Source organism: Clostridium fungisolvens, assembly GCF_014193895.1.
Lineage (GTDB): Bacteria > Bacillota > Clostridia > Clostridiales > Clostridiaceae > Clostridium_AR > Clostridium_AR fungisolvens.
On sequence record NZ_BLZR01000001.1, the window covers coordinates 2,199,882 to 2,221,295 of the forward strand.

At 29.6% G+C, this 21,414-nt stretch carries 20 protein-coding genes; 15 read left to right on the plus strand and 5 right to left on the minus strand.

Annotated elements, in window-relative coordinates; translation table 11 throughout:
* Nucleotides 1-8: 8 nt before the first annotated feature.
* Entirely contained in the window at nt 9-569 is a 561-nt protein-coding gene (locus tag bsdtw1_RS09320) for a sigma-70 family RNA polymerase sigma factor (protein WP_183277304.1), read from the minus strand.
* Nucleotides 570-989: 420 nt separating this feature from the next.
* Here bsdtw1_RS09320 and bsdtw1_RS09325 point away from each other — a divergent pair, with 420 nt between their 5' ends.
* The 6 genes from bsdtw1_RS09325 to bsdtw1_RS09350 all read left to right on the plus strand — a co-directional run bounded on the left by bsdtw1_RS09325 (nt 990) and on the right by bsdtw1_RS09350 (nt 5,709).
* A complete protein-coding gene (locus bsdtw1_RS09325) occupies nt 990-1,247 on the plus strand; it encodes a TM1266 family iron-only hydrogenase system putative regulator (protein WP_183277305.1) in 258 nt (85 codons plus the stop codon).
* Nucleotides 1,248-1,265: 18 nt separating this feature from the next.
* On the plus strand, nt 1,266-2,684 hold the full coding sequence (hydG, locus tag bsdtw1_RS09330) for a [FeFe] hydrogenase H-cluster radical SAM maturase HydG (protein WP_183277306.1): 1,419 nt from the start codon (nt 1,266-1,268) through the stop codon (nt 2,682-2,684).
* Nucleotides 2,685-3,094: 410 nt separating this feature from the next.
* On the plus strand, nt 3,095-4,078 hold the full coding sequence (locus bsdtw1_RS09335) for a D-isomer specific 2-hydroxyacid dehydrogenase family protein (protein WP_183279772.1): 984 nt from the start codon (nt 3,095-3,097) through the stop codon (nt 4,076-4,078).
* Nucleotides 4,071-4,208, plus strand: a complete 138-nt coding sequence (locus bsdtw1_RS09340; protein WP_183277307.1) for a hypothetical protein — start codon at nt 4,071-4,073, stop codon at nt 4,206-4,208. The genes bsdtw1_RS09335 and bsdtw1_RS09340 overlap by 8 nt, the downstream gene beginning before the upstream one ends.
* A 212-nt stretch (nt 4,209-4,420) precedes the next feature.
* On the plus strand, nt 4,421-4,849 hold the full coding sequence (locus tag bsdtw1_RS09345) for a MarR family winged helix-turn-helix transcriptional regulator (RefSeq protein WP_183277308.1): 429 nt from the start codon (nt 4,421-4,423) through the stop codon (nt 4,847-4,849).
* Complete coding sequence (locus bsdtw1_RS09350) at nt 4,846-5,709, plus strand: SDR family NAD(P)-dependent oxidoreductase (RefSeq protein WP_183277309.1); 864 nt, start codon at nt 4,846-4,848, stop codon at nt 5,707-5,709. The genes bsdtw1_RS09345 and bsdtw1_RS09350 overlap by 4 nt, the downstream gene beginning before the upstream one ends.
* Before the next feature lie 10 nt (nt 5,710-5,719).
* Here the strand turns inward: bsdtw1_RS09350 and bsdtw1_RS09355 are convergent, their stop codons facing one another.
* The gene (locus bsdtw1_RS09355) at nt 5,720-6,070 is read right to left on the minus strand and encodes a DUF3784 domain-containing protein (protein ID WP_183277310.1); all 351 of its coding nucleotides are present in this window, start codon (nt 6,068-6,070) and stop codon (nt 5,720-5,722) included.
* A 365-nt stretch (nt 6,071-6,435) separates the two neighbouring features.
* The gene (locus tag bsdtw1_RS09360; protein WP_183277311.1) at nt 6,436-7,059 is read right to left on the minus strand and encodes a TetR/AcrR family transcriptional regulator; all 624 of its coding nucleotides are present in this window, start codon (nt 7,057-7,059) and stop codon (nt 6,436-6,438) included.
* Nucleotides 7,060-7,320: 261 nt separating this feature from the next.
* On the opposite strand from bsdtw1_RS09360, the gene bsdtw1_RS09365 reads away from it, so the two are divergent.
* On the plus strand, nt 7,321-8,685 hold the full coding sequence (locus bsdtw1_RS09365) for a glycoside hydrolase family 1 protein (RefSeq protein WP_183277312.1): 1,365 nt from the start codon (nt 7,321-7,323) through the stop codon (nt 8,683-8,685).
* 126 nt (nt 8,686-8,811) lie between these two features.
* On the opposite strand, the gene bsdtw1_RS09370 is transcribed toward bsdtw1_RS09365, so the two are convergent.
* Both bsdtw1_RS09370 and bsdtw1_RS09375 read right to left on the minus strand, forming a co-directional pair.
* On the minus strand, nt 8,812-9,267 hold the full coding sequence (locus bsdtw1_RS09370) for a staygreen family protein (protein WP_183277313.1): 456 nt from the start codon (nt 9,265-9,267) through the stop codon (nt 8,812-8,814).
* A gap of 68 nt (nt 9,268-9,335) precedes the next feature.
* Nucleotides 9,336-10,226 carry an AraC family transcriptional regulator gene (locus tag bsdtw1_RS09375; protein ID WP_183277314.1) on the minus strand — a complete coding sequence of 297 codons (891 nt, stop codon included), beginning with the start codon at nt 10,224-10,226 and terminating at the stop codon, nt 9,336-9,338.
* A 207-nt stretch (nt 10,227-10,433) separates the two neighbouring features.
* Between bsdtw1_RS09375 and bsdtw1_RS09380 the strand changes: the two genes are divergently transcribed.
* The 8 genes from bsdtw1_RS09380 (at nt 10,434) to bsdtw1_RS09415 (ending at nt 21,253) form a co-directional block, all read left to right on the plus strand.
* Nucleotides 10,434-12,788 (plus strand): glycoside hydrolase family 31 protein, encoded by a 2,355-nt coding sequence (locus tag bsdtw1_RS09380; RefSeq protein WP_183277315.1) that lies wholly within the window; start codon nt 10,434-10,436, stop codon nt 12,786-12,788.
* A gap of 56 nt (nt 12,789-12,844) precedes the next feature.
* A complete protein-coding gene (locus bsdtw1_RS09385; RefSeq protein WP_183277316.1) occupies nt 12,845-14,239 on the plus strand; it encodes a glycoside hydrolase family 32 protein in 1,395 nt (464 codons plus the stop codon).
* Nucleotides 14,240-14,558: 319 nt separating this feature from the next.
* On the plus strand, nt 14,559-16,253 hold the full coding sequence (locus tag bsdtw1_RS09390) for a methyl-accepting chemotaxis protein (RefSeq protein ID WP_183277317.1): 1,695 nt from the start codon (nt 14,559-14,561) through the stop codon (nt 16,251-16,253).
* 238 nt (nt 16,254-16,491) lie between these two features.
* The gene (locus bsdtw1_RS09395; protein WP_183277318.1) at nt 16,492-17,673 is read left to right on the plus strand and encodes a GGDEF domain-containing protein; all 1,182 of its coding nucleotides are present in this window, start codon (nt 16,492-16,494) and stop codon (nt 17,671-17,673) included.
* Between the two features lie 258 nt (nt 17,674-17,931).
* Nucleotides 17,932-18,678, plus strand: coding sequence for an MBL fold metallo-hydrolase (locus tag bsdtw1_RS09400; protein ID WP_183277319.1), 747 nt, complete (start codon nt 17,932-17,934; stop codon nt 18,676-18,678).
* A 382-nt stretch (nt 18,679-19,060) separates the two neighbouring features.
* On the plus strand, nt 19,061-19,504 hold the full coding sequence (locus bsdtw1_RS09405; protein ID WP_183277320.1) for a GNAT family N-acetyltransferase: 444 nt from the start codon (nt 19,061-19,063) through the stop codon (nt 19,502-19,504).
* A 433-nt stretch (nt 19,505-19,937) separates the two neighbouring features.
* Nucleotides 19,938-20,177, plus strand: coding sequence for a hypothetical protein (locus bsdtw1_RS09410; RefSeq protein ID WP_183277321.1), 240 nt, complete (start codon nt 19,938-19,940; stop codon nt 20,175-20,177).
* Nucleotides 20,178-20,641: 464 nt separating this feature from the next.
* Entirely contained in the window at nt 20,642-21,253 is a 612-nt protein-coding gene (locus bsdtw1_RS09415) for a class I SAM-dependent DNA methyltransferase (RefSeq protein ID WP_183277322.1), read from the plus strand.
* Nucleotides 21,254-21,414: the final 161 nt, after the last annotated feature.

Below are 21,414 nucleotides of genomic sequence, written 5' to 3' on the forward strand. Positions count from 1 at the left end.
CCCCTCCTTTACAAGATTAACTCAATATTCTTATCAGATATAATCTTTTTTAGTTTCTTTCTGCCACGGCTTAGTCTGTTATAAACCGCCATTTTAGACAAATTTAAATCTTTAGCAATAGCTGAAATACTTTTGTCTTCAAAATACCTAGCTTTAAAAATTTCCTTATCAACTTCATCTAGATTATTTAATAGAATCATTGCTTCGTTAAGACGATCTTTTTCTAAATAACTTTCCTCAATATTTTCATTTGAGTTGATCTGAGTAGATTCTAATTCTACATTTTGTAAATCCTTTTTAAGTTTCTTTTTATATGTTAGAGCTTTGTTTTTAGCTACTACGATAATCCAATTTTTTAAAACACCTTTATCTATGGAAAAACAATCAATGTTATTCCATAAGCAAAGAAGTACATCATCCACACATTCATCAATGCTGCTGTTTTCGTGACTTCCATTTAAAACCGATGCGATGACATTGTAAATTATAGAGCCATATTTATCGATGAGATTATTAAGGGCACTAGTATCTTTACGTAAAATTCCTTGAATAATATCTTTATCATTCATATTTTCACCTCCTATGTTTTCACTATATATACTTACTAAATAATAACTTTTTGTCATAAACTTCTATTTTCATAAATTTAATTATTATATATGTGCTAAATATAAACAATCTCTAAAGTGAGAATTTAGTTTTTAGGAAATAAGCTAAGTTCACACATAAAGTTTTACTTTGGAAAACATTATGATATAATAAATATTGTTGGTGCACTTTCTGAGATTAAGCATACAGCTTTTTCTTGTAGTAAACCATAAAATTTAAAGAATCGTACTGAATGAATGAGGGTTAGTCCCAAGTTAGAAGGCGAGAGAATAGTTGTTATAAACTCAGGAAATTAATTTATATGATTACTTGTGTTTTATTTTCTATCCTTGTTCCTTTTGGTGCAAGGTTTTTTTATTCTTTATCGAAAGGATTTTTTTATGGAAACAAGGATTGCTGTCGTTGGAATTATTGTTGAAAATAAAGATTCAGTTGGGAAGCTTAATACTATTCTGCATGAGTATACAGAGTATATTATTGGCAGAATGGGACTGCCATACCCAAAGCGTCAACTTAATATAATAACTATAGTTATTGATGCACCGAATGATGTTATCGCCGCTCTTTCTGGAAAGTTGGGAATGTTACCTGATGTGAACATCAAAACGGTATACTCTAAGGTGTCTGCCAAGGAGTAAAATATTGGAGGGATTTGAATGTATAATGTTAAGTCTAAAGTTGCAACAGAATTTATCGATGATGAAGAAATTAAGAGTACTTTAGAACATGCAAAGGAAAATAAGAGTAATAGAGAACTAATTGCTAGTATTATTGAAAAAGCTAGAAGCTATAAAGGAATAAGCCATAGGGAAGCTGCAATTTTATTAGAATGTGATATCGAAGAATTAAATGAGGAAATGTATAAACTAGCAAAAGAGATTAAACAAAAATTCTATGGAAATCGTATTGTAATGTTTGCACCTCTTTATCTTTCAAACTATTGTGTAAATGGATGTGTATATTGTCCATACCACTATAAAAATAAACATATAGCTAGAAAGAAGCTTACTCAAGAGGAAATAAAAAGGGAAACAATTGCACTACAAGATATGGGACACAAGCGTTTAGCTCTAGAAGCTGGAGAAGATCCTGTAAACAATCCACTTGAATATATTCTTGAAAGTATTAAAACTATATACAGCATAAAACATAAAAATGGAGAAATAAGACGTGTTAACGTAAATATAGCTGCAACTACAGTTGAAGACTATAGAAAGCTTAAGGATGCTGGTATTGGAACTTATATATTATTCCAAGAAACATACCACAAAGAGACATATGAAGAGCTACATCCAACTGGTCCAAAGCATAATTATGCATATCACACTGAAGCAATGGATCGTGCTATGGAAGCTGGAATTGATGATGTTGGACTAGGTGTTTTATTTGGTCTTAACCTATATAAATATGATCTTGTAGGACTTCTAATGCATGCAGAACATTTGGAAGCTGCAATGGGAGTAGGTCCACACACTATCAGCGTACCTCGTATTAGACCAGCTGATGATATTGATCCTAATAGCTTTTCAAATGCGATATCAGATGAAATATTTGAAAAAATAGTTGCTATAATACGTATAGCAGTACCATATACAGGAATGATAGTATCTACTCGTGAATCTAAAAAGACTCGTGAGCGTGTACTTGAACTTGGAGTATCACAGTTAAGTGGTGGTTCAAAGACTAGTGTCGGTGGATATGTTGAGCCTGAACCAGAAGAAGAAAATTCATCTCAGTTTGATGTAAGTGATAATCGTACTCTTGATGAAATAGTAAATTGGCTTTTAGAGTTAGGTTATATACCAAGTTTCTGTACAGCTTGTTATCGTGAAGGCAGAACTGGTGATAGATTCATGAGTCTTGTTAAATCAGGACAGATTGCAAACTGCTGTCAACCTAATGCTTTGATGACTCTTAAAGAATACTTAGAAGACTATGCATCAGAAGAGACTAAGAAAAATGGTGAAGTCGTAATTAATGAAGAAACTGAAAGAATTCCTAACGAAAAGGTAAAGGCTATAGTAAAAGAGCATTTAACTGAGTTGAGAGAAGGAAAGAGAGACTTCAGATTCTAATTAATTAGTTTTATGTGTAAGTCTGAGAAAGTAAATTTTTTAGATTTAAAAATTGAAAATTGAACTGTTATATTTAAAAGTATGTGAATTTTTATTCGCATACTTTTTACTATATAGTTATCTTTCCGGTATTTCATTTTTACTTTTAAAACTCTTAAGTTTATTTTTAGTAGAGAAGCTTTGGATTGTTATAGCTGCAGTTTTTATTTTAGATGAACTATTACAAAAAAATATAGATACATGATGGTTATCTTAGGTGTTTTCTTTCTGGCAATATACATTTATATAAGAAAAATTATATAATATAGTAATAAAATGGATTGTTTTTTCAACTTTATTAATAACCACTAAACTAGAACTAATCACATTATTTTATATGCAGGAGAGGATATATTATGGGTAGAGGTAAAATAAAAGTATGTGTTTTCAATTATAGAGAGTTTGACGAAGCTCAATACTTTAAGAAAATAAGTGAGGAGTTAGGAGTAGAACTTATTATTTGCAGAGAAACACCAACTCTTTCAAATATACAATTAGCAGATGGTTGTGATTGTATTAGTATTATAACTACACCGATAGATGGAAAGTTGATTGAGAAACTTCATGAAATGAATATAAAGCTAATATCAACTAGAACTGTTGGGTTTGATCATATAGATATCAAATATGCAAAAGAATTAGGGATACATGTAAGTAATGCAACATATTCTCCAAACGGAGTAGCAGATTACGCAATTATGTTAATGATGATGGCAGCACGTAATATGAAGCGTATTATGGAGCGAGGAAATATTCAGGACTTCTCCTTGCAGGGACTACTAGGAAGAGAATTTTCTAATATGAAGATAGGAATAATAGGGACAGGAAGAATTGGTGAGACAGTTGTCCGTCATCTTTCAGGGTTCGGAAATGAAGTTTTAGCATACTCATTATATGAGAATGAAGAAGTTAAAAAATTTGCGAAATATGTTTCCTTAGATGAACTTTTAAATGAAAGTGATATAATTAGCCTTCATACTCCAGTTGATGATACAAACTACCATATGATTGATGCAAAATCAATCTCTAAGATGAAGGATAAAGTAATCATAGTAAACACAGCAAGGGGAGCACTAATCGATACTAAGGCATTATTAGAGGGAATTGAAAGTGGCAAAGTTGGTGCAGCTGCTCTAGACGTAATAGAAAACGAAGCTGGGCTTTGTTATAATGATTTGAAATCTGAAGTGTTAAATAATCGAGATTTAGCGGTGCTGAAAAGTTATCCTAATGTGATAGTGACACCTCATATGGCATTCTATACAAATCAGGATGTACAGGAGATGGTTTACTCATCTTTAAAAAGTTGTGTTTTGGAAGTTGAAGGAAAAGAAAACCAATGGAGAGTTGTGTAAATATAGTGCGCACGAAGCCTTATTAAAAGGTGCATCAGCATTAGCTTTAACTGGTTATGATGTTATAACTGATAAAGAACTTCTTAATAGAATTAAGAAAGAGTTTGAAAAAGTAAATATTAGAGGTTAGAAAATATTTTTTTAATCAACGAGTTATATGGACAGCTAGAAATGGCTGTCTTTAATAATATGTTGGATTAACAGTATATTATTAGGGTATTTATATTCTTTGATTTTTCTATGTGAAATAAAATAATTTACTATTAAAATTGACATAAGTAATTTTAGAGTATACTATAGATATATAATTAGTTAGTTAGACTAACTATATGGAGGGTAAGAATGGATAAAGATATTATTATCAGCGCAGATGCTGTTTCTATGTTTTGTAGATTGCAGATGAATATGAAAAGAGACATTCCTATAAGACCAAGTGAAATGGGAGTACTTATTTTTACTAAGACTCAGGAAGCTCAAGTTACACCTTTGATGATTAGTAACTTTTTTAGAATCGCAAAACCTTCTGTTACAGCAATGGTAAATACATTGATAACAAAGGGTTACTTAGTAAAAACTAAATCACTAACAGATGGAAGAAGTTACACAGTTTCTGCTTCTGAGAAGGGGATAGAACTAGTTGAAGAAACTTACAATGAGTATTTTAAAACAATGGAGTTACTAAAGCAAGGGTTAGGTAGTGAAGATTTTTGCAGATTTATTGAGCTGATACAAAAAGCAAATAAAATCTTAGGGGAGAAGAAGGAGTTATGAAAATTTTAGTTACAGGGGCATCTGGAAATGTTGGTAATTATGTAGTTAAGGAGCTTTTGAAAATGGGTGAAAAAGTTGTTGCAGCAGGAACAAATATTGAAAAACTTAAGAATATGTTCAATGAAAAAGTTGAACTCGTAAGATTTGATCTTACAGATAAAAATACTTTTAAAACTGCTCTAGAAGGTGTAGATAGGGTGTTTTTAATGAGACCACCTCACCTTGGAAAAGCTGAAGATTTATTTCCTTTTATTGATGAAATGAAAGCTAATGATATTAAGCTAGTATGTTTTTTATCATTAATGGGAGTAGAAAAGAATACTATACCTCCTCATCACAAAATAGAAAAATATATTGAAACTTTAAAAATTCCATTTACACATATACGTCCAGGTTTTTTTATGGAAAATATATCGGGGATTCATTCTGTTGAAATCAGGGAGCAAGATGAAGTCTTTATCCCAGCAGGAAGAAGTAGAACCAGTTTTATAGCTTCAGAGGATATAGGTCTTTCTATAGCAGTAGTACTACATAACCCAGAATTATATAAAAATACTGCTCATACAATTACTGGTGGTGAAGCCTTAGATTATTATCAAGTAGCAGAAATAATTAGTAAGGTAACAGGAAGAAAAATAACTTATAAAAAGCCTGGATTTTTCAAATATAGAAGATATTATATAAAAAATAGAGGTCTCGAAAAATCATATGTAAATGTGACTGTAGCACTTTATTTTATGACAAGAATGGGAACAGCAAAAAAAGTAACAAATGAGTTTTGTGAATTAACTGGAAAAAAGCCTAAAAGCTTTGAAGAGTTTGTAAAAGAAAATGTAGTGAATTTTTGTAGTAAACTTTAAGCTTTATAAGTTAATCTTTTTTAGTCTTAAATTCATCTTTATAATATCTTTCTTTATTTTTTCTAGTTATTAAAACGTTTCCAAATGTTAGTGCAACTATAATAACTGCCGAAATCAAACCTATTGCTGCAGAGTGGCTTTTCCCATAATCAGTGTTAAGAAGAACCATTACAACCATAAGAACAATATCAGCAAAAAGCAGTTCAAACCCAGTCTCTTTACAGACTTTTCTTTCATCATATTTGTTTTTGTCCAACTCATTCACTGAGTTATAGCCATCAACTAAAAAACTTAATTTGCCATTTATTAAGGCAATTGATACTGCTAAAAAAAAAGCTATTAAAATAAATCCCATTATCATGTGGAATAAACCTCCTCATATAAACAACACCTAAGCTATCAAATATTCAAAATATCCTTTTGATTTATTAGGCATTCAATACTTTATTGTAATTATACACCATTATAAAAATTATTTCAAATATTTACCAATTAGTATGATAATCATTAATTAAAAGCTAACACCAATAACTAAAATTTAATTAGGTTTTAATCTTATTTTCAAATACCTTGTTGAATGTAAGTGGATATTCATCTGATGCTTTTAAGCTGAACAACTATATAGTTGAGCTTATATTAAAAAACTCTGCTGGATTATATGAGCAGAGTTTTTTAAAGTAGTTTAATGATTTAAGTGCTATATGTTTGTTTAAAAATATAAATTCATTATCCTATATTGAGAATTATATGGGTGGTTTCAATTAGCCCTTCTAAAATTTCTATAGCATCATAGGAGGTTTCTATCTGGATATGATCCTTTCTTACTGAAAGTCTTTGCATAAGACCCCATATTGCATTTATTTGGATAGCTAGCTTTTTACGAAAACTTAAATTGTTTTTAATGGAACCATCCTGAAGTCCTTCATTGATTAATTCATCATAAAAGTATGAATAAATGATATAATCCAAATAATTTTCATCGTCTGCTCGATGAGTATGATAACAATCAAAAAATATTGTGAATCTGATATCATCAAATCTTTCAAGGTATAGTTGTTTATATAAATCGATTAAAGAATGAATTTTTTCATTTGCATTATTACCGTGTATGTTATCCTTTAAAAATATTGTTATTTCACCTAAAATGCTTCTGTGAATTTCCCACAATATATCAAATACTGAATCAAAATATTTATAAAAGGTTACTCTACTGGTTTCAGCAAGATTAACAATATCAACCACAGTTACTTTATCCATGCCGTTCTTAACAGCTAGATCGAAAGCTGCCTCCATTAAAGTATTTTTACGTTCACTCTCATCTTTGAATTTATAGTTATGCTTAAAACTCATTAGAACCTCCAGATAAGCAGTTTTGCTTTTTATTTTAGGTAATTCCTTAATTAAAGGATACACATGTTTATATTTTAACATATAAATCGGAAAAGTGAGATTTTCTAAATGCGAAAATCTAATAACTTCGGGTTTACACTGTGTAAATTTAGTGGTAATATAAAGCTAGTTTACAGTGTGTAAACTAGTGAAGAACTTTGTATTATTTAAGACAATTATTATATAGTTGTCGAATTAAATAGAAGGTGGAGGAGAGAATTTATGAGTAAAACTAATGCTAATCAATTTCTTTGGGGAGGCGCTGTAACATCATTTCAAATAGAAGGGGCTTGGAATGAAGGTGGTAAAGGAGTTTCTATTGTAGATAACAGAGAAATAAAACCTGGAGTATCTGATTGGAACACTGCCATAGATTTTTATCATAGATACAAGGAAGACATAGAACTTTTTAAGGAACTTGGATTAAATTCATTTCGTACTAATATAGCTTGGTCTAGAATCTTTCCTGATGGTGAAAATGTAAATGAAGATGGATTAATATTTTATGATAATGTAATAGATGAACTCTTGAATAATAATATAGAACCAGTGTTAACCTTATATCATTTTGATATGCCTTTAGCACTGCAGGAAAAATATAATGGATTTATTTCAAGAAAAGTAGTTGATTTGTTTGAGAAATTTGCAATAACTGTTTTTAAAAGATATGGAGATAGGGTTAAGTACTGGGTTAGCTTTAATGAAATGAATACAGCTACACTAATGACTGATTTGTACGGAACTAAGCTTCCAAAGGACATGGACAAAAAAACTTTCGAAAATCAATTAATCCATAATGTCTTAATGGCTCATTCAAAAGCTACCAAAGCACTACATGATATTGTTAAAGATGGAAAGATGGGCGGTATGGTTAACTACATGCAATTATATCCTGCAACCTGCAATCCTTATGATACTTTTTTAATGAAAAAATTTAAAGAGAGAATTGCTGATTTATATTTAGACGTATTTGCAAGAGGAGAGTATCCATCATACTATCTTACAGATTTAAAAAATAGAAAAATATCCTTGGATTTCGAAGAAGGGGATTTGGAATTATTAAAATACGGAAAAGCAGACTATTTAGGAATCAGTTATTATTTTAGTGGAACAGTTAGCTCAAGTATAAAAAATAACAAACCTCTTTTCCCAGGTATGGAAAATTTAATAGAAAACCAATATCTTAAAGCTAGTGAGTGGGGATGGACTATTGACCCTATCGGTTTTAGACTGGCTTTAAAGGATGTCTATGAAAGATATAATGTGCCAATATTTATATTAGAAAATGGAATTGGTGTGAAAGAAGAATTGAATGAAGATAATACTGTAGAAGATGATTATAGAATTGACTACGTGAAAAAACATATAGAACAAATGAAAATTGCAATATCTGAAGGTGTAGAAATAATCGGTTATTTAGCTTGGGGACCAATTGATATACTAAGCTCTCAGGGAGAAATGAGTAAAAGATATGGATTTATATTTGTAAATAGAACTGAAAATGATTTAAGAGATCTAAAGAGATATAAGAAAAAAAGCTTCAATTGGTTTAAGCAGGTTATAGAATCTAACGGTGAAAGATTATAAAATAAAATCTAAATATAAATTACATGCATACAGAGATGTTTTATGCATAAACCTCTGTATGCATATTTTATCGCAATTTTTAATAGCAATTATATTCAGTAAAAGTTAAATTATAAAGCTATAATGCTAATTTAAAGTATTATACTTTGAAAAAGTTCCATAATCTTCAACCTTGTTTAGATTCGGACATTTGGCAATAAAGTGGACTATAATATGACAGTTATCCAATTTTGGATATACTTCAAATAGTTTTCTATCGCCATATCTTATAGCTTCCAATGCAAGAGGTAGTTCTTTTCTAAAAATGTAGTCTCTAATAGCAGCCTGGATTGGATTTGTGTCGTTATCTACAGCTAAATAAACATAAAACAAAATGGAACTTTCTTTACTTACCCATTCTCCACGTACTTCATCTCTCATCTCATTAGTTTTATCATAGGCAAAGCTCAAACCTATAGTTAAAAATAATTCTGCTGTAATATCTGAGTGAGTTAATGTACAGTGTCTAGTTAAAATAGGATTGCTTGGTGTAACACCATCCCTAAATTCAACTGAAAGTTTTTCAGGTTTAAATTGCGACATATATTATACCTTCTATTATTTATTTACAAGAATAGTATATGTATATCATTACGCTTTGCTATTTTGATTTATATTTTATTTAGCATCTGTTTCTTATATTGGTTTGGAGTAACATTTTCATATTCTTTGAACTTTTTGATAAAATAACTAAAATTATCAAAACCAACTTCAAAACAAATATCTGATATCTTTTTATCACCATTTTTCAAGAGTTTAGTGGCTTGTTCGATTCTATATTGGTTTATAAAATCTACTATTGTTTTACCTGTATTGGCTTTGAAGAATCTACAAAAATATTGAGGATTCATATTTGCTTGTTTAGCTAAATCCTCTATATACATCTTTTCTGTATATTTATTCTGAATATAATTTATAGTTTTTTTAATGACACTTATTTTATAATTAAGCGATGAAGCTGATGATACCTTATGGACAATGAATTTATTTTCTCTAGCGATGACAGAAAGTATCTTGTATAGTGAAGCTTTGATTCCTATCTCCCAACCGAATTGTTTTTCGGAGCATATATCTAGTATTTCTTTTACTTCTTCTATTACTTTTTTACCCCATATATAATTCTCATCTATTATTAAAGGAAAACGAAAATCACCATTTAGAAGTGGGGTAATATAATTATTTTGGCATGGGTCATTGATTGTACTATTTAAAAAGTTTAAATCAAAAAGTAAAGCATGATGCAAGCTGCCTTCACCATTAATAGTATGAGCTGAATGAAGTTGACCGCTATTTATTATTATAGCTTGGCCTTCCGAAACCTTTGTTGAAACAGTGTCTATTGTATAGATTATAGATCCTTTTTCTACGTAGATGATTTCAAACTCATTATGCCAGTGTAAGTATAGGGTGAAGTTGTTCCAATTTTGATTATATGAATAAAAGGGAATGAGAGAGTTACCTCTATATACGGTTTCTCTTAGAGTATTTTTTTCAGTTTCCATTTGTTAAAGTCACCTCACTAGTGGTCTGCAAAGTCTATTAATTTATAACTCAATAATAATCAGTATAATATTGTGGTTTTTATTTGTGTCAAAATAGTGTTATTTTTAGTTAAAATAGAGCAAGTATTGGTGCTAAAAAATATATATACTACTAATATAAGGTTTACATCGTAAAATAACAAGCAAAAATGCTATGGAGGGAATAATATGTTTGGGAAAATAGTAAGTCATAAAGTAGAAGATAATAAGATACATTTAGAGTTTGAAAAAAATAAAGGTATACTTGAAGTTATAAATCCAATGATTGTGAATGTTTTTTGTCCATTAAAATATAATAATCATTATTCGAGAGCTGTTGAGAATTTGAACATTGAGCAATGTGAGATTTTAGTACAGGAAAAAGGCTCTTACATAGAGATAAAAACAGAGGCATTACTTATTAAGGTATATGAAGATTTTAAAGTAGATTTTTATAACATTGAAGGAAAGATCCTATGTGAAGATTTTAGAGAAGAAAGAGCCCCTTTTATAAGAAGAGGTACCATAAGTGATGCACAAGATGAAGGTCATAATGTAGATAAACAAGCTCATAACCATAAAATTGAAGTTGTTAAAAGGTTATTTGGAGATGAGAAGTTCTATGGTCTTGGAGAAAAAACAGGTCATCTTAATAAAAGAGGTTACTACTATGAAATGTGGAATACTGATGATCCAACACCACATGTAGAAAGTCATAAATCACTTTATAAATCCATTCCTTATTTCATTACTTTAAGAGAAGATAGTACTTTTGGCATATTCTTCGATAATACCTTTAAAACTTACTTTGATATGGGAAAAGAAAACTCCGAGTATTATTACTTTGGAGCTGAAGACGGTAATTTAGACTATTATTTTATTGGTGGCAATAATATACAGGAGGTACTAAAGGGGTATACTGATTTAACAGGAAAGACACCTCTTCCTCAAATGTGGACTCTTGGATATCAACAAAGTAGATGGTCTTATTCTCCAGAAGGCAGAGTTAAAGAAATAGCAAAAAACTTCAGAGAAAAAGATATTCCTTGTGACACAATTCATTTAGACATAGATTATATGGAGAGTTTTAAAGTGTTTACTTGGGATAAAGAAAGATTTCCTGATGAAAAGAAGCTATTAAATGAGCTTAATGAAGATGGATTTAAGATAGTTACCATAATAGATCCAGGGGTAAAGAAAGAAAAAAACTATGATATTTATGAGACTGGACTTAAAAATGGGTATTTTGCCACTGATAAGGATGGAATCACTTATGTAAATAGGGTATGGCCAGGTGATTCTGTGTTTCCTGACTTTTCTAATAAAGATACTAGAGATTGGTGGGCTGAAAATCAAAAGCTTCTATTGAATTCGGGAGTTTCAGGTGTATGGAATGATATGAATGAGCCTGCTAGTTTTAATGGACCATTACCGGATGATGTTCAGTTTGAAAACGAAGGAAGAAATACAGATCACACTGAGATTCATAATGTATATGGACATCTAATGGCAAAGGCAACTTTTGAAGGGATTAAGAAACACAGTGGTAAAAGACCTTTTGTTATAACAAGGGCAGCATATGCAGGAACTCAAAAGTATTCTACTGTATGGACTGGTGACAATCAAAGCTTTTGGGATCACTTAAGGATGTCAATACCTATGCTTTTAAACTTAGGAATGAGCGGTATTAGCTTTTGTGGAGCTGATGTTGGAGGCTTTAGCTTTGACTGTACCCCTGAACTTTTATCGAGATGGGTTCAAGTAGGAGCTTTTACGCCATTATTTAGAAATCATTCAGGTAGCAACACAAGAGATCAGGAACCTTGGGCTTTTGATGAAGAGACCTTAAATATTAATAGAAAGTATATAAAGTTAAGATATTCGCTTCTTCCATATCTATATGATTTATTATGGAGTGGGGAAACTACAGGGTTACCAGTTATGAGGCCACTTGTGCTTCATTATGAAAGAGATAAAGAAGTATATGAGATCAATGATCAATTTTTATTTGGTGAAAACATATTGGTAGCACCTATATTAGAGCAAGGTAAGAAAATAAGAACTGTGTATCTTCCAGAAGGTCAATGGATTGACTATTGGACGAAGGAAGTTATAGATGGTGGAAAGTATATACTTAAGGATGCTCCTCTTGATATATGTCCAGTATTTATTAAAAAGGGAAGTATAGTACCAAACTATCCAGAGCAAAGCTACGTTGGAGAAAAAGATATTAAAGAATTAACACTCGATGTATATCCTGGACAAGGCCAATATGTACACTATGTAGATGACAAAGCAAGCTATAACTACAGAGAAGGTGAATATACTTTATACGAATTTATTATGAAGAGTGATGAAAAAGTTGCAATTGATATAAATATAAAGCATGAAGAGTATAAAGCATATAATAGCTTTAAAGTTATATACAATTGTAATACTATAAAAGAAATATCTTTCAATGAAGAAAAATTAGATTTTTTAGAAAATAATAATAAGATTGAATTTATTATTCCTGCAATAAGTGGTAAGCTTGTAATAAGATAGAGTGTTTAAGAGTTTAAGCGAATAAGTATATTCCAATTAATGTGAGGAGAATTCTAATGAACTTATATAGACCTATATTTCATTTTATGCCTGAAAAAAGTTGGATGAATGACCCTAATGGACCGATATATTATAAAGATGAATATCATTTATTTTATCAGTATAATCCTAATTCTGACCATTGGGATACAATGCACTGGGGACATGCTGTTAGCAAAGATTTAGTTCATTGGACTCACTTACCAATTGCTTTATATCCTTCAAATGAATTAGGTGAAACTCATTGTTTTTCTGGATGTGCGTTAGTAAATGATGAAGGTTTACCAATGATTTTCTATACAAGTGTAGGTGAAAACAAAAGAAATTTTAAAGATGGTGCTGAGCAATGGATTGCCATCAGTAAAGATGAAATGTTCTCTTGGGAGAAACCAAATTTTAATCCTATTATCACTGCAGATATTCATGGAGATATATTAATAAAAGACTGGAGAGATCCTTTTATATGGAAAAAAGATAACCTTTGGTATATGGTACTAGGGGGAGGCCATGATGGTAAAGGCTGTGTGCTAATGTATAAATCTACTAACTTATTAGAATGGCAGTTTATAGATATAATATATGAAACAAATGAGTACGAAATTTTAGAATGCCCTAATATGCTTACTTTTGAAGAGAAATATGTTTTAGTTTATTCTCCTTGTGATGAGGTTAAATATCATATAGGAACAATAGATGAAAATAATAAGTTTTTAATTGAGCATACTGGTATATTAGATAATAACTTTGGAAGAGAAGGATTTTATGCTCCTAATACTTTAGTAGATCCAAAGGGAAGAAATATTATGTGGGGATGGCTTCCTGAGGATTCAAGAAGAGATTTTAAAGGAAATGCTGGATGGGCTGGAGTTCAATCAGTACCTAGAATACTTTCTTTAAAGGATAATGAAACTTTAATAATGGAGCCAGCTGAAGAGTTAAATGCTTTAAGATATGATGAGGAGATATATGAACATTTAATTATCCACGATGAAAAATGGAAACTAGAAACTCAAGGGAGAGCTCTAGAAATTGACTTAAATATTCAAATACAAGGTGATGAACAGTTTTCTTTGAATCTTCTAGAATCAAACGATAGTAGTGAATGCACTATATTAAGTTACAATGCAATGGAAGAAACACTATTATTGGATAGATCTAAGTCAAGTTTATCCGATCTACCTAATAAGTGTAGTCTTAAAGCTAAATTAAGCTGCAAAAAGGAACATAATCTTAATATACGAGTTTTTGTAGATCATTCTACAGTTGAAGTTTTTGCAGATAACTCAATATGCATGTCAACAAGAGTATATCCGACTCTTGAAAATAGCTACAATATTAGTTTTACTCTTAAAAATAGCAGCAAGTTAAATGTTAATAAGTTTAGCATATGGAAAATGCGTTCAATTTGGTAAGTTCATATGAAATAAAAGCACTAGAGTTGCATAAATTCTAGTGCTTTTGTTATTGGCGTTAAAGTACCGTGTTGAAATTAATTGGTTAGCTATCCGATGCTTTAATGAGCTTACGCAAAGAATTAATTTCAACAATATTCTTAACCTTAGCCTTATTATAAATAGGAGCTTTCATATATGAGGGCTAATGTTCCAGTGTTGGGTATAAAATCATAGAAGTATATAAAGCTTAATTCGTTAAGAATCATTATCATGTAGACGAGAATCTAAATATACCTTTTACAAGGGAGATTAATATACAAAGGAGGATTTGCTACATATGAAGCTTCGAAATATAAAGTTACTATCCTTGCTCATTACAATGCTTGTAATCATTATAGTGTCTACATCAACACTGATTGGTATTGGATACACAAAAATGAGTGCAATAAACGACAGTGCAGAGTCAATTTATTCAACTAACTTGATTCCAATTAAATACCTTGGGGATATAAGAAGTAATTTCACAATGACGAGAATAAGTATAGTAAAATGTATATGGGGAAGCTATACTCAAACGGAAGCAGATAAAGTAGTATTATATAAACAGAAAGTTGAAGAACTAGAAAAGGAATATGTTCCAGTAATAGATACTACAGAGGAAAAAAAAGATTATGATTCATATAAAGCAGCTCAAAAGATCTATTTCGAAACCTGGGACCAAATGAAACTTAAAAGAATGCAAAACATAGAAATTACTGATGAGGAAAGAGCTTCTTTCGGTGCAAAAGGCGAGAGCGTAGTAAAAAATCTTGATGAGTTAGTTAAGTTAAATACTGTTCAAGCTAGTGAAGGAAAAGAGCATAGTGAAAATATATATTCAAGCGGAATGAAACTGTTTATATTAATTGGATTAGTAGTAATCGTTATATCAAGTGCCGTAGCCTTAACGATACTTTTAATAATACGAAACTCTAGTAAGGAAATATTAAATAACCTTGCTCTATTAGCAAAAGGTGACTTAACAGCAAAAATTGATGATTCAAGTACTAATGAATTTGGAGTGATGAAAAAAGAATTAAATAAGACTGTAAATAGTATAAGAGAAATTCTTTCTTCAATTAAGAGTAATGCTCTTGTACTTAATGATCAATCTTCATCTCTATCTGCTATTTCAGAAGAAATGACTTCATCTTCTCAAGAAGTTTCAAATGCAGTTCAGGAAGTTGCCAATGGTGCAACAAATCAGGCACAAGATCTTGTATCAACTGCAAGCAGCGTTGAGAGTTTTGGACAAAATGTTGAGATAATAGTTGGTGCAATTGAAAAAGTAGATGAAAAAGCTAAGAATATTGATGATAAGGCTAAGGAAAGTAATATTAAATTAGAGACTTTAGCCAACTCTATTGCAAATCTTAGTACATCATTTAACGGGGTAAGTGGACAAGTTGAAGGCTTAGGAGATAACATTAATGAAGTGCAAAAAATCATTACAATTATTAACTCTATTGCGGACCAAACTAATTTACTAGCACTAAACGCTGCTATAGAAGCAGCGAGAGCTGGAGAAGTAGGTAAAGGTTTTGCCGTTGTGGCAGATGAAATTAGAAAACTTGCAGAAGAATCAAAAAAATCAGCACATAGTATTGATAGCTTACTAAATAAAATACTTAATGAAACTAAAGAAGTTGTATCTAATTCAAATAGTGTTGGAACCGATTTAGATAATCAGATTGTAGTAATTGAAGAATCAATAAATTCATTTAAAGAAATCATTGAAGATATTAATAATATACTTCCTCAAATAGGAGAAGTTAGTACTTCTGCAGTGAATTTAAATAAAGAAAAGTTAACAATTATAAATAAGGTAGAAGCCTCAGCTTCTATTGCTGAAGGAACAGCAGCAACAGCCGAAGAGATAGCTGCTTCAGCTCAACAAATGAATTCTTCAAGTGAAGAAGTGGCTAATTCAGCACAAAATCTTGCTGAGATGACAGAAAATATGGCTAAGAATGTAAGTAGGTTTAAGTTATAATTAAATATTTTGTGAACTCATGTTTAATTAGATTTAGGAGTATGCAGTTTGTATACTCTTTTTTACTTATATATTACAAAATAAATGTTTAGTTAAGAGGACAGGTTACTAAAAAAATATGTTATTATTGTATTATTAGAGAATTAATGTAACAATACAATTTGTATAAATAAATTATATATAATTTTAATTTAAGCATTAATAAAAGAAAGCTTAGAAAAACTTGAGAGGTAAAGCGGTGGCTAAGATATTTGACTTTAATATATTTAAACTAAATAGTGACATAAAACTTACCAATGAACAGAGAACATATATAGATAAAGATATAGCAGTAACGAATCTGAAAAGACTTAGGATAGGGTTAAGTATAACTTCAATCATGGAGATGGTGTTAATATTAGCATATGATTTGCCACGAATTAAAGATATTAATTCTTCTATCAGAGAAATATATATATACTATTTATGGTTACATTCACTTATTATTATAGTCTGCTTATTAGGATTTATATTACTAAATTTATGGAGTAATATAAATAAAACTTTTTCTGTCAAATTTATTGAAAGAGTAATATATTCTACGTTAGGAGCTATATTAGTTCTACTTGCATTAATATCAGGATTAGATCAGATTACTACAGGACAAATTTTAGTTTTTGGTATAAACATAATTTTTAGTGGTTTAGCAATACTCATAAAACCACCATATGAAAATATTATATATACTATCACATTTATGACCTTTATTACAGTTATGATATTCTTTCAGCATAGCTGGAACATATTGATTTCTAATGTTGTTAATGGAAGCTTTTTCTTTGTATCAGCCTTATTTTTAGCTAAGTTCATACATAATAACCAAGTTTCACACATAGCTAAAAATATTAAATTGCAAGACATAAATAGAAAGCTGCAGTATTTATCAGATTATGATTATCTTACTGGAATTCCAAATAGAAGATACTTTATGAAACAGTTAAAAGATTTTGGGTATAATTACGATTTTGCCAGCATTAGAACTTATGTAGTTATAGTGGATATAGACTATTTTAAAAATATCAATGATACCTATGGACATCTAATTGGTGATTACGTTCTAAAGGCTGTAGCTGTGGTACTAAAAAATAATATTAAAGAACAGGATTTGCTAGCTCGCTTTGGTGGAGAAGAGTTTTTGATCTTATTATCAAGCATCAACTTAGAAGAAACCAAAGTTATCTGTGAAAATTTAAGAAGATTAATTGAACAATATACTTTTAATTTTGAGAAAAATACAATAAAAATTACTGCTAGCTTTGGAATTTCTTCAATTGAAAATATTACTGAAGTAGATTTTGACAAAGCATACAGTCATGCAGATAAAGCATTATATGAAGCAAAAAGAAGTGGCCGTAATAAAGTATGCATTTTTAACTTATAATATTAAATGGGTACGTAATTGAAAAAACAGTGATAAAAGTCATGAAGTTATGGAATTCATAGTTTTATGACTTTTACTTTTAAAAAGTATATAAGAAGTATTAAAATTTAATGCATACTAACGTAATATGATTTACTATAATAAACATATAAATAGAGATTTATATGAAACTAACGTTCAAAAGATATTCATATTTAAAAAAGTTGAAACACTATATAAATTAGTTTAATTTAAAATAATACAACAGGAGGATAGAATATGTCAAAGTTAATATTTTTAGGTACAAATGGATGGTATGATTCAGAAACTGGAAATACACCATCTGTTCTAATTGACTGTGAACGCTATTATTTAATATTAGATGCTGGTAATGGAATTTCTAAGTTGAATAACTATATAGATTCTGATAAACCTGTTTATTTATTTTTAAGCCATTTTCATTTAGACCACATATCAGGATTGCACACACTAGTTAAAAATAAATTTTCTAAAGGATTATATATTATAGTACAAGGTGGAGGAAAAGAATTTTTGCAAAAATTTATTAACACACCTTTCACAGTACCAATAGAACAACTTCCCTTCGAATTAGAGATAATAGAGGTTGATAAAAATGTAGATGGGCTTCCTTTTAAAGTAAGTTTTTTGCCATTAAAACATAGTATAGATGTTTTAGGTGTTAGATTGGAAATAGACAATAAGATTATTACATACTGTACTGATACTGGTGAATGCCAAAATGCAGTTACCTTAGCTAAAGATGCAGATATATTAATTACAGAATGCAGTATGGCACCAAATATAGAGAAAGATGCTAATGTACATCTTAATCCTCAAATGGCAGCAAGGATTGCAAAAAGATCTGAAGCTAAAAATCTTTACTTAATGCATTTTGATGCAAGTACTTATACTAATAAAAAAATGAGGATTGAAGCAGAATTGAATGCAAAAGAGACTTTTACTAACACTTTTGCAGCCTTCGATGGTTTGGAAGTTGAATTTTAATAAAATATATTACTGAGTTAAGATATTTTGAAGTGCATAATTAACTAAAAAATGAGTTTTACCTCTATACATGTAATATGCAGCTGCATTAGCTGATATCTTGAAGTTATATAACATAAGCTAATCTAGTTGGCAATATTATGTTATAATTATTCAATATAGTAAGACTATAAATATCAGATTTTTATGTGTAAACAGATGTACCAGTTCGAACCGAAATCTTCTTGCAAATATCCTCTGGTTCTAAGAGGAGATTTTGAAAATATAAATTTTAATGCGAAGTGGCACATCCACATATTGCAATGATTACAAGTAAATAGCTTAATCAAATTCATAAATGTTTTTAAGTTTAATTCAATAACATACGTGGAGGATAAACTCGATGATTTGGAAAATTAAAACCTTTGATCAATTAACTGGTGAAGAAGTATATAAACTTCTTAAATTAAGAAGTGAAGTTTTCGTGGTAGAACAAAATTGTATCTATCTAGACCCAGATGGTAAAGATAAATACTCATACCACTTATATTTAGAAGATGAGGGAGAAATTGTGGCTTGCACAAGACTATTAAATAAAGGTGTTGCATATAGACAAGCCTCAATAGGCAGAGTGATAGTAAAAAAAGATTATAGAGGAAAAGGTATATCCAGAGAAATGCTTTTAAAAGCCATTAACTTCATAGAGGAAACTATGAAGGAAACAGAAATAAAAATTCAAGCGCAAGCATATTTATTTGATTTTTATGGAAGCCTTGGGTTTAAGGCAATTTCTGAAGAGTATTTAGAAGATGGTATTCCTCATATAGATATGCTTTATAAAAGTTAATATAAATATAATTCCATGAACTATGTTTAATTTTGATTAGTTATTTATATGCAAAATTTTATATATGGTTAGTTTTTTCAACATATTCATGGGCTTCTTCATAACCCTATTTGCTGCAGCATCTATCAAGAAAAGATCTAAAAATTGGGCTATATTTGTAACATGTCATAAGATTATTAGAGAAGCCTTTAGCGACTTCTCTAATGAAATCTAAATAGCTTTTCTAATTTTATCTAAATCTATAATAAAAAAGTTTGAATTAAAAATGTAGTTACTCGGCAGAATTATTCTAAAAGTATGAAGAAATGCATATAATATAGTCTGAAATATTATAAAAAGTCAGAATATTGGGTAAAATATATATAATTATAGTTTTTAATAGTATATCTTACTAATAATTATACAAAAAATTAGACGGGTGGTGTATAAAACAGTGATAGATATTGGAGAAGAATTTTTATCGATGCATCCTGCACAAAGAAAATGGATTAATGAATGTAGTATGTGCCATCATAGAGGATACAAGCCAAACATATTGGAACAGCTATATCCTTATCCACCAGCAGAAACAAGAAATTTGCGTTGTTATTTTAAACCGCTTGCACTAAATGAAAATGGCGTTTGTGAAGATTGTCATAAACTTCTGAAACAGAAACAAAATAAAAATTATTAATCATAGCTATAACTAAATTTAATACTTCAATGATTGATTTAATTCTTGGTAATAAATTATTACTTCTTTTTACGGATACGAGGTAATATCTATATTGACAACTAATAAATGAAGTTCAATAAAGCGGAGACTTTCAAGGTGTATGTTTTATAGTATAATTATACATATAATACTAACATTACAAGAGATGTAATTATGAATAAAAATTTGAACAAAGAGATTATATAGACTGCAGATAATGTACTTGATATGTTGGACAACCTTATTTTCAATGATTAGAATTTGAAGAAATGAAAGAATCAACTGATGAAAATATCTTTACAAAATCTTTTTTTATGATATGTATTAATGAAAAAGAAATCATAAGTTTTCCGAGTTTTAGGAAACGTCTAGATTTTAAATAAAATTTCACTTTTGTTTAAAATTAATAAAAGATATATTGTTAGAGTTAAGTGAGGTGTCATATGGGATTTGATGAATGTGCAAAAGAATGGGACACAGAGAGACGGATTTCTAGAACAATAATTATAGCTAGGGAATTGGAAAACTTTATTCCAATCAACAAAAGACTTTCTGCTATGGAGTTTGGATGTGGAACAGGCCTTATAAGTTTTAATCTGCATGATAGGTTAAAAGAGATAACACTTATCGATTCCTCAGAAGGGATGCTTGATATAGTTAAATCGAAAGTTGAAAATTATAAGGTTAACAACGTAGTGATTAAAAATTTAGATATAGCAACAAATAATTTATTTGATGAGAAGTATGATATAATATATAGTTCAATGGTACTCCATCATATTAATGATACCCAAAGTATAATAAGTAAACTTTATGAACTTCTTAATAATGAAGGATATCTTTGTATAATTGATTTAAATAAAGAGGATGGTAAGTTTCATAGAAATGAAACTGGTTTCCAGGGGCATAATGGATTTAATCAAGACGATATTATAAGGATCTTTGAGAATACTGGTTTTAAAGAGGTCACAGCTCATACATTTTACGTAGACACAAAAGATGTTGGCGACGAGATAGTAGAGTATTCTTTGTTTATAATTAAAGGTAAAAAATAATTTGTTTAAATGTGGTTGATTTTATATAATAATTTATGAGGAAACACAATGAACTGTTCTATGACAATAACGCTCTAATCTTTCTAGTCAAAGATATGAATATTTCTACTATACTTAAATTTAACTTTAAAAGATAAATTGAATAACTTAAAAATCACTAC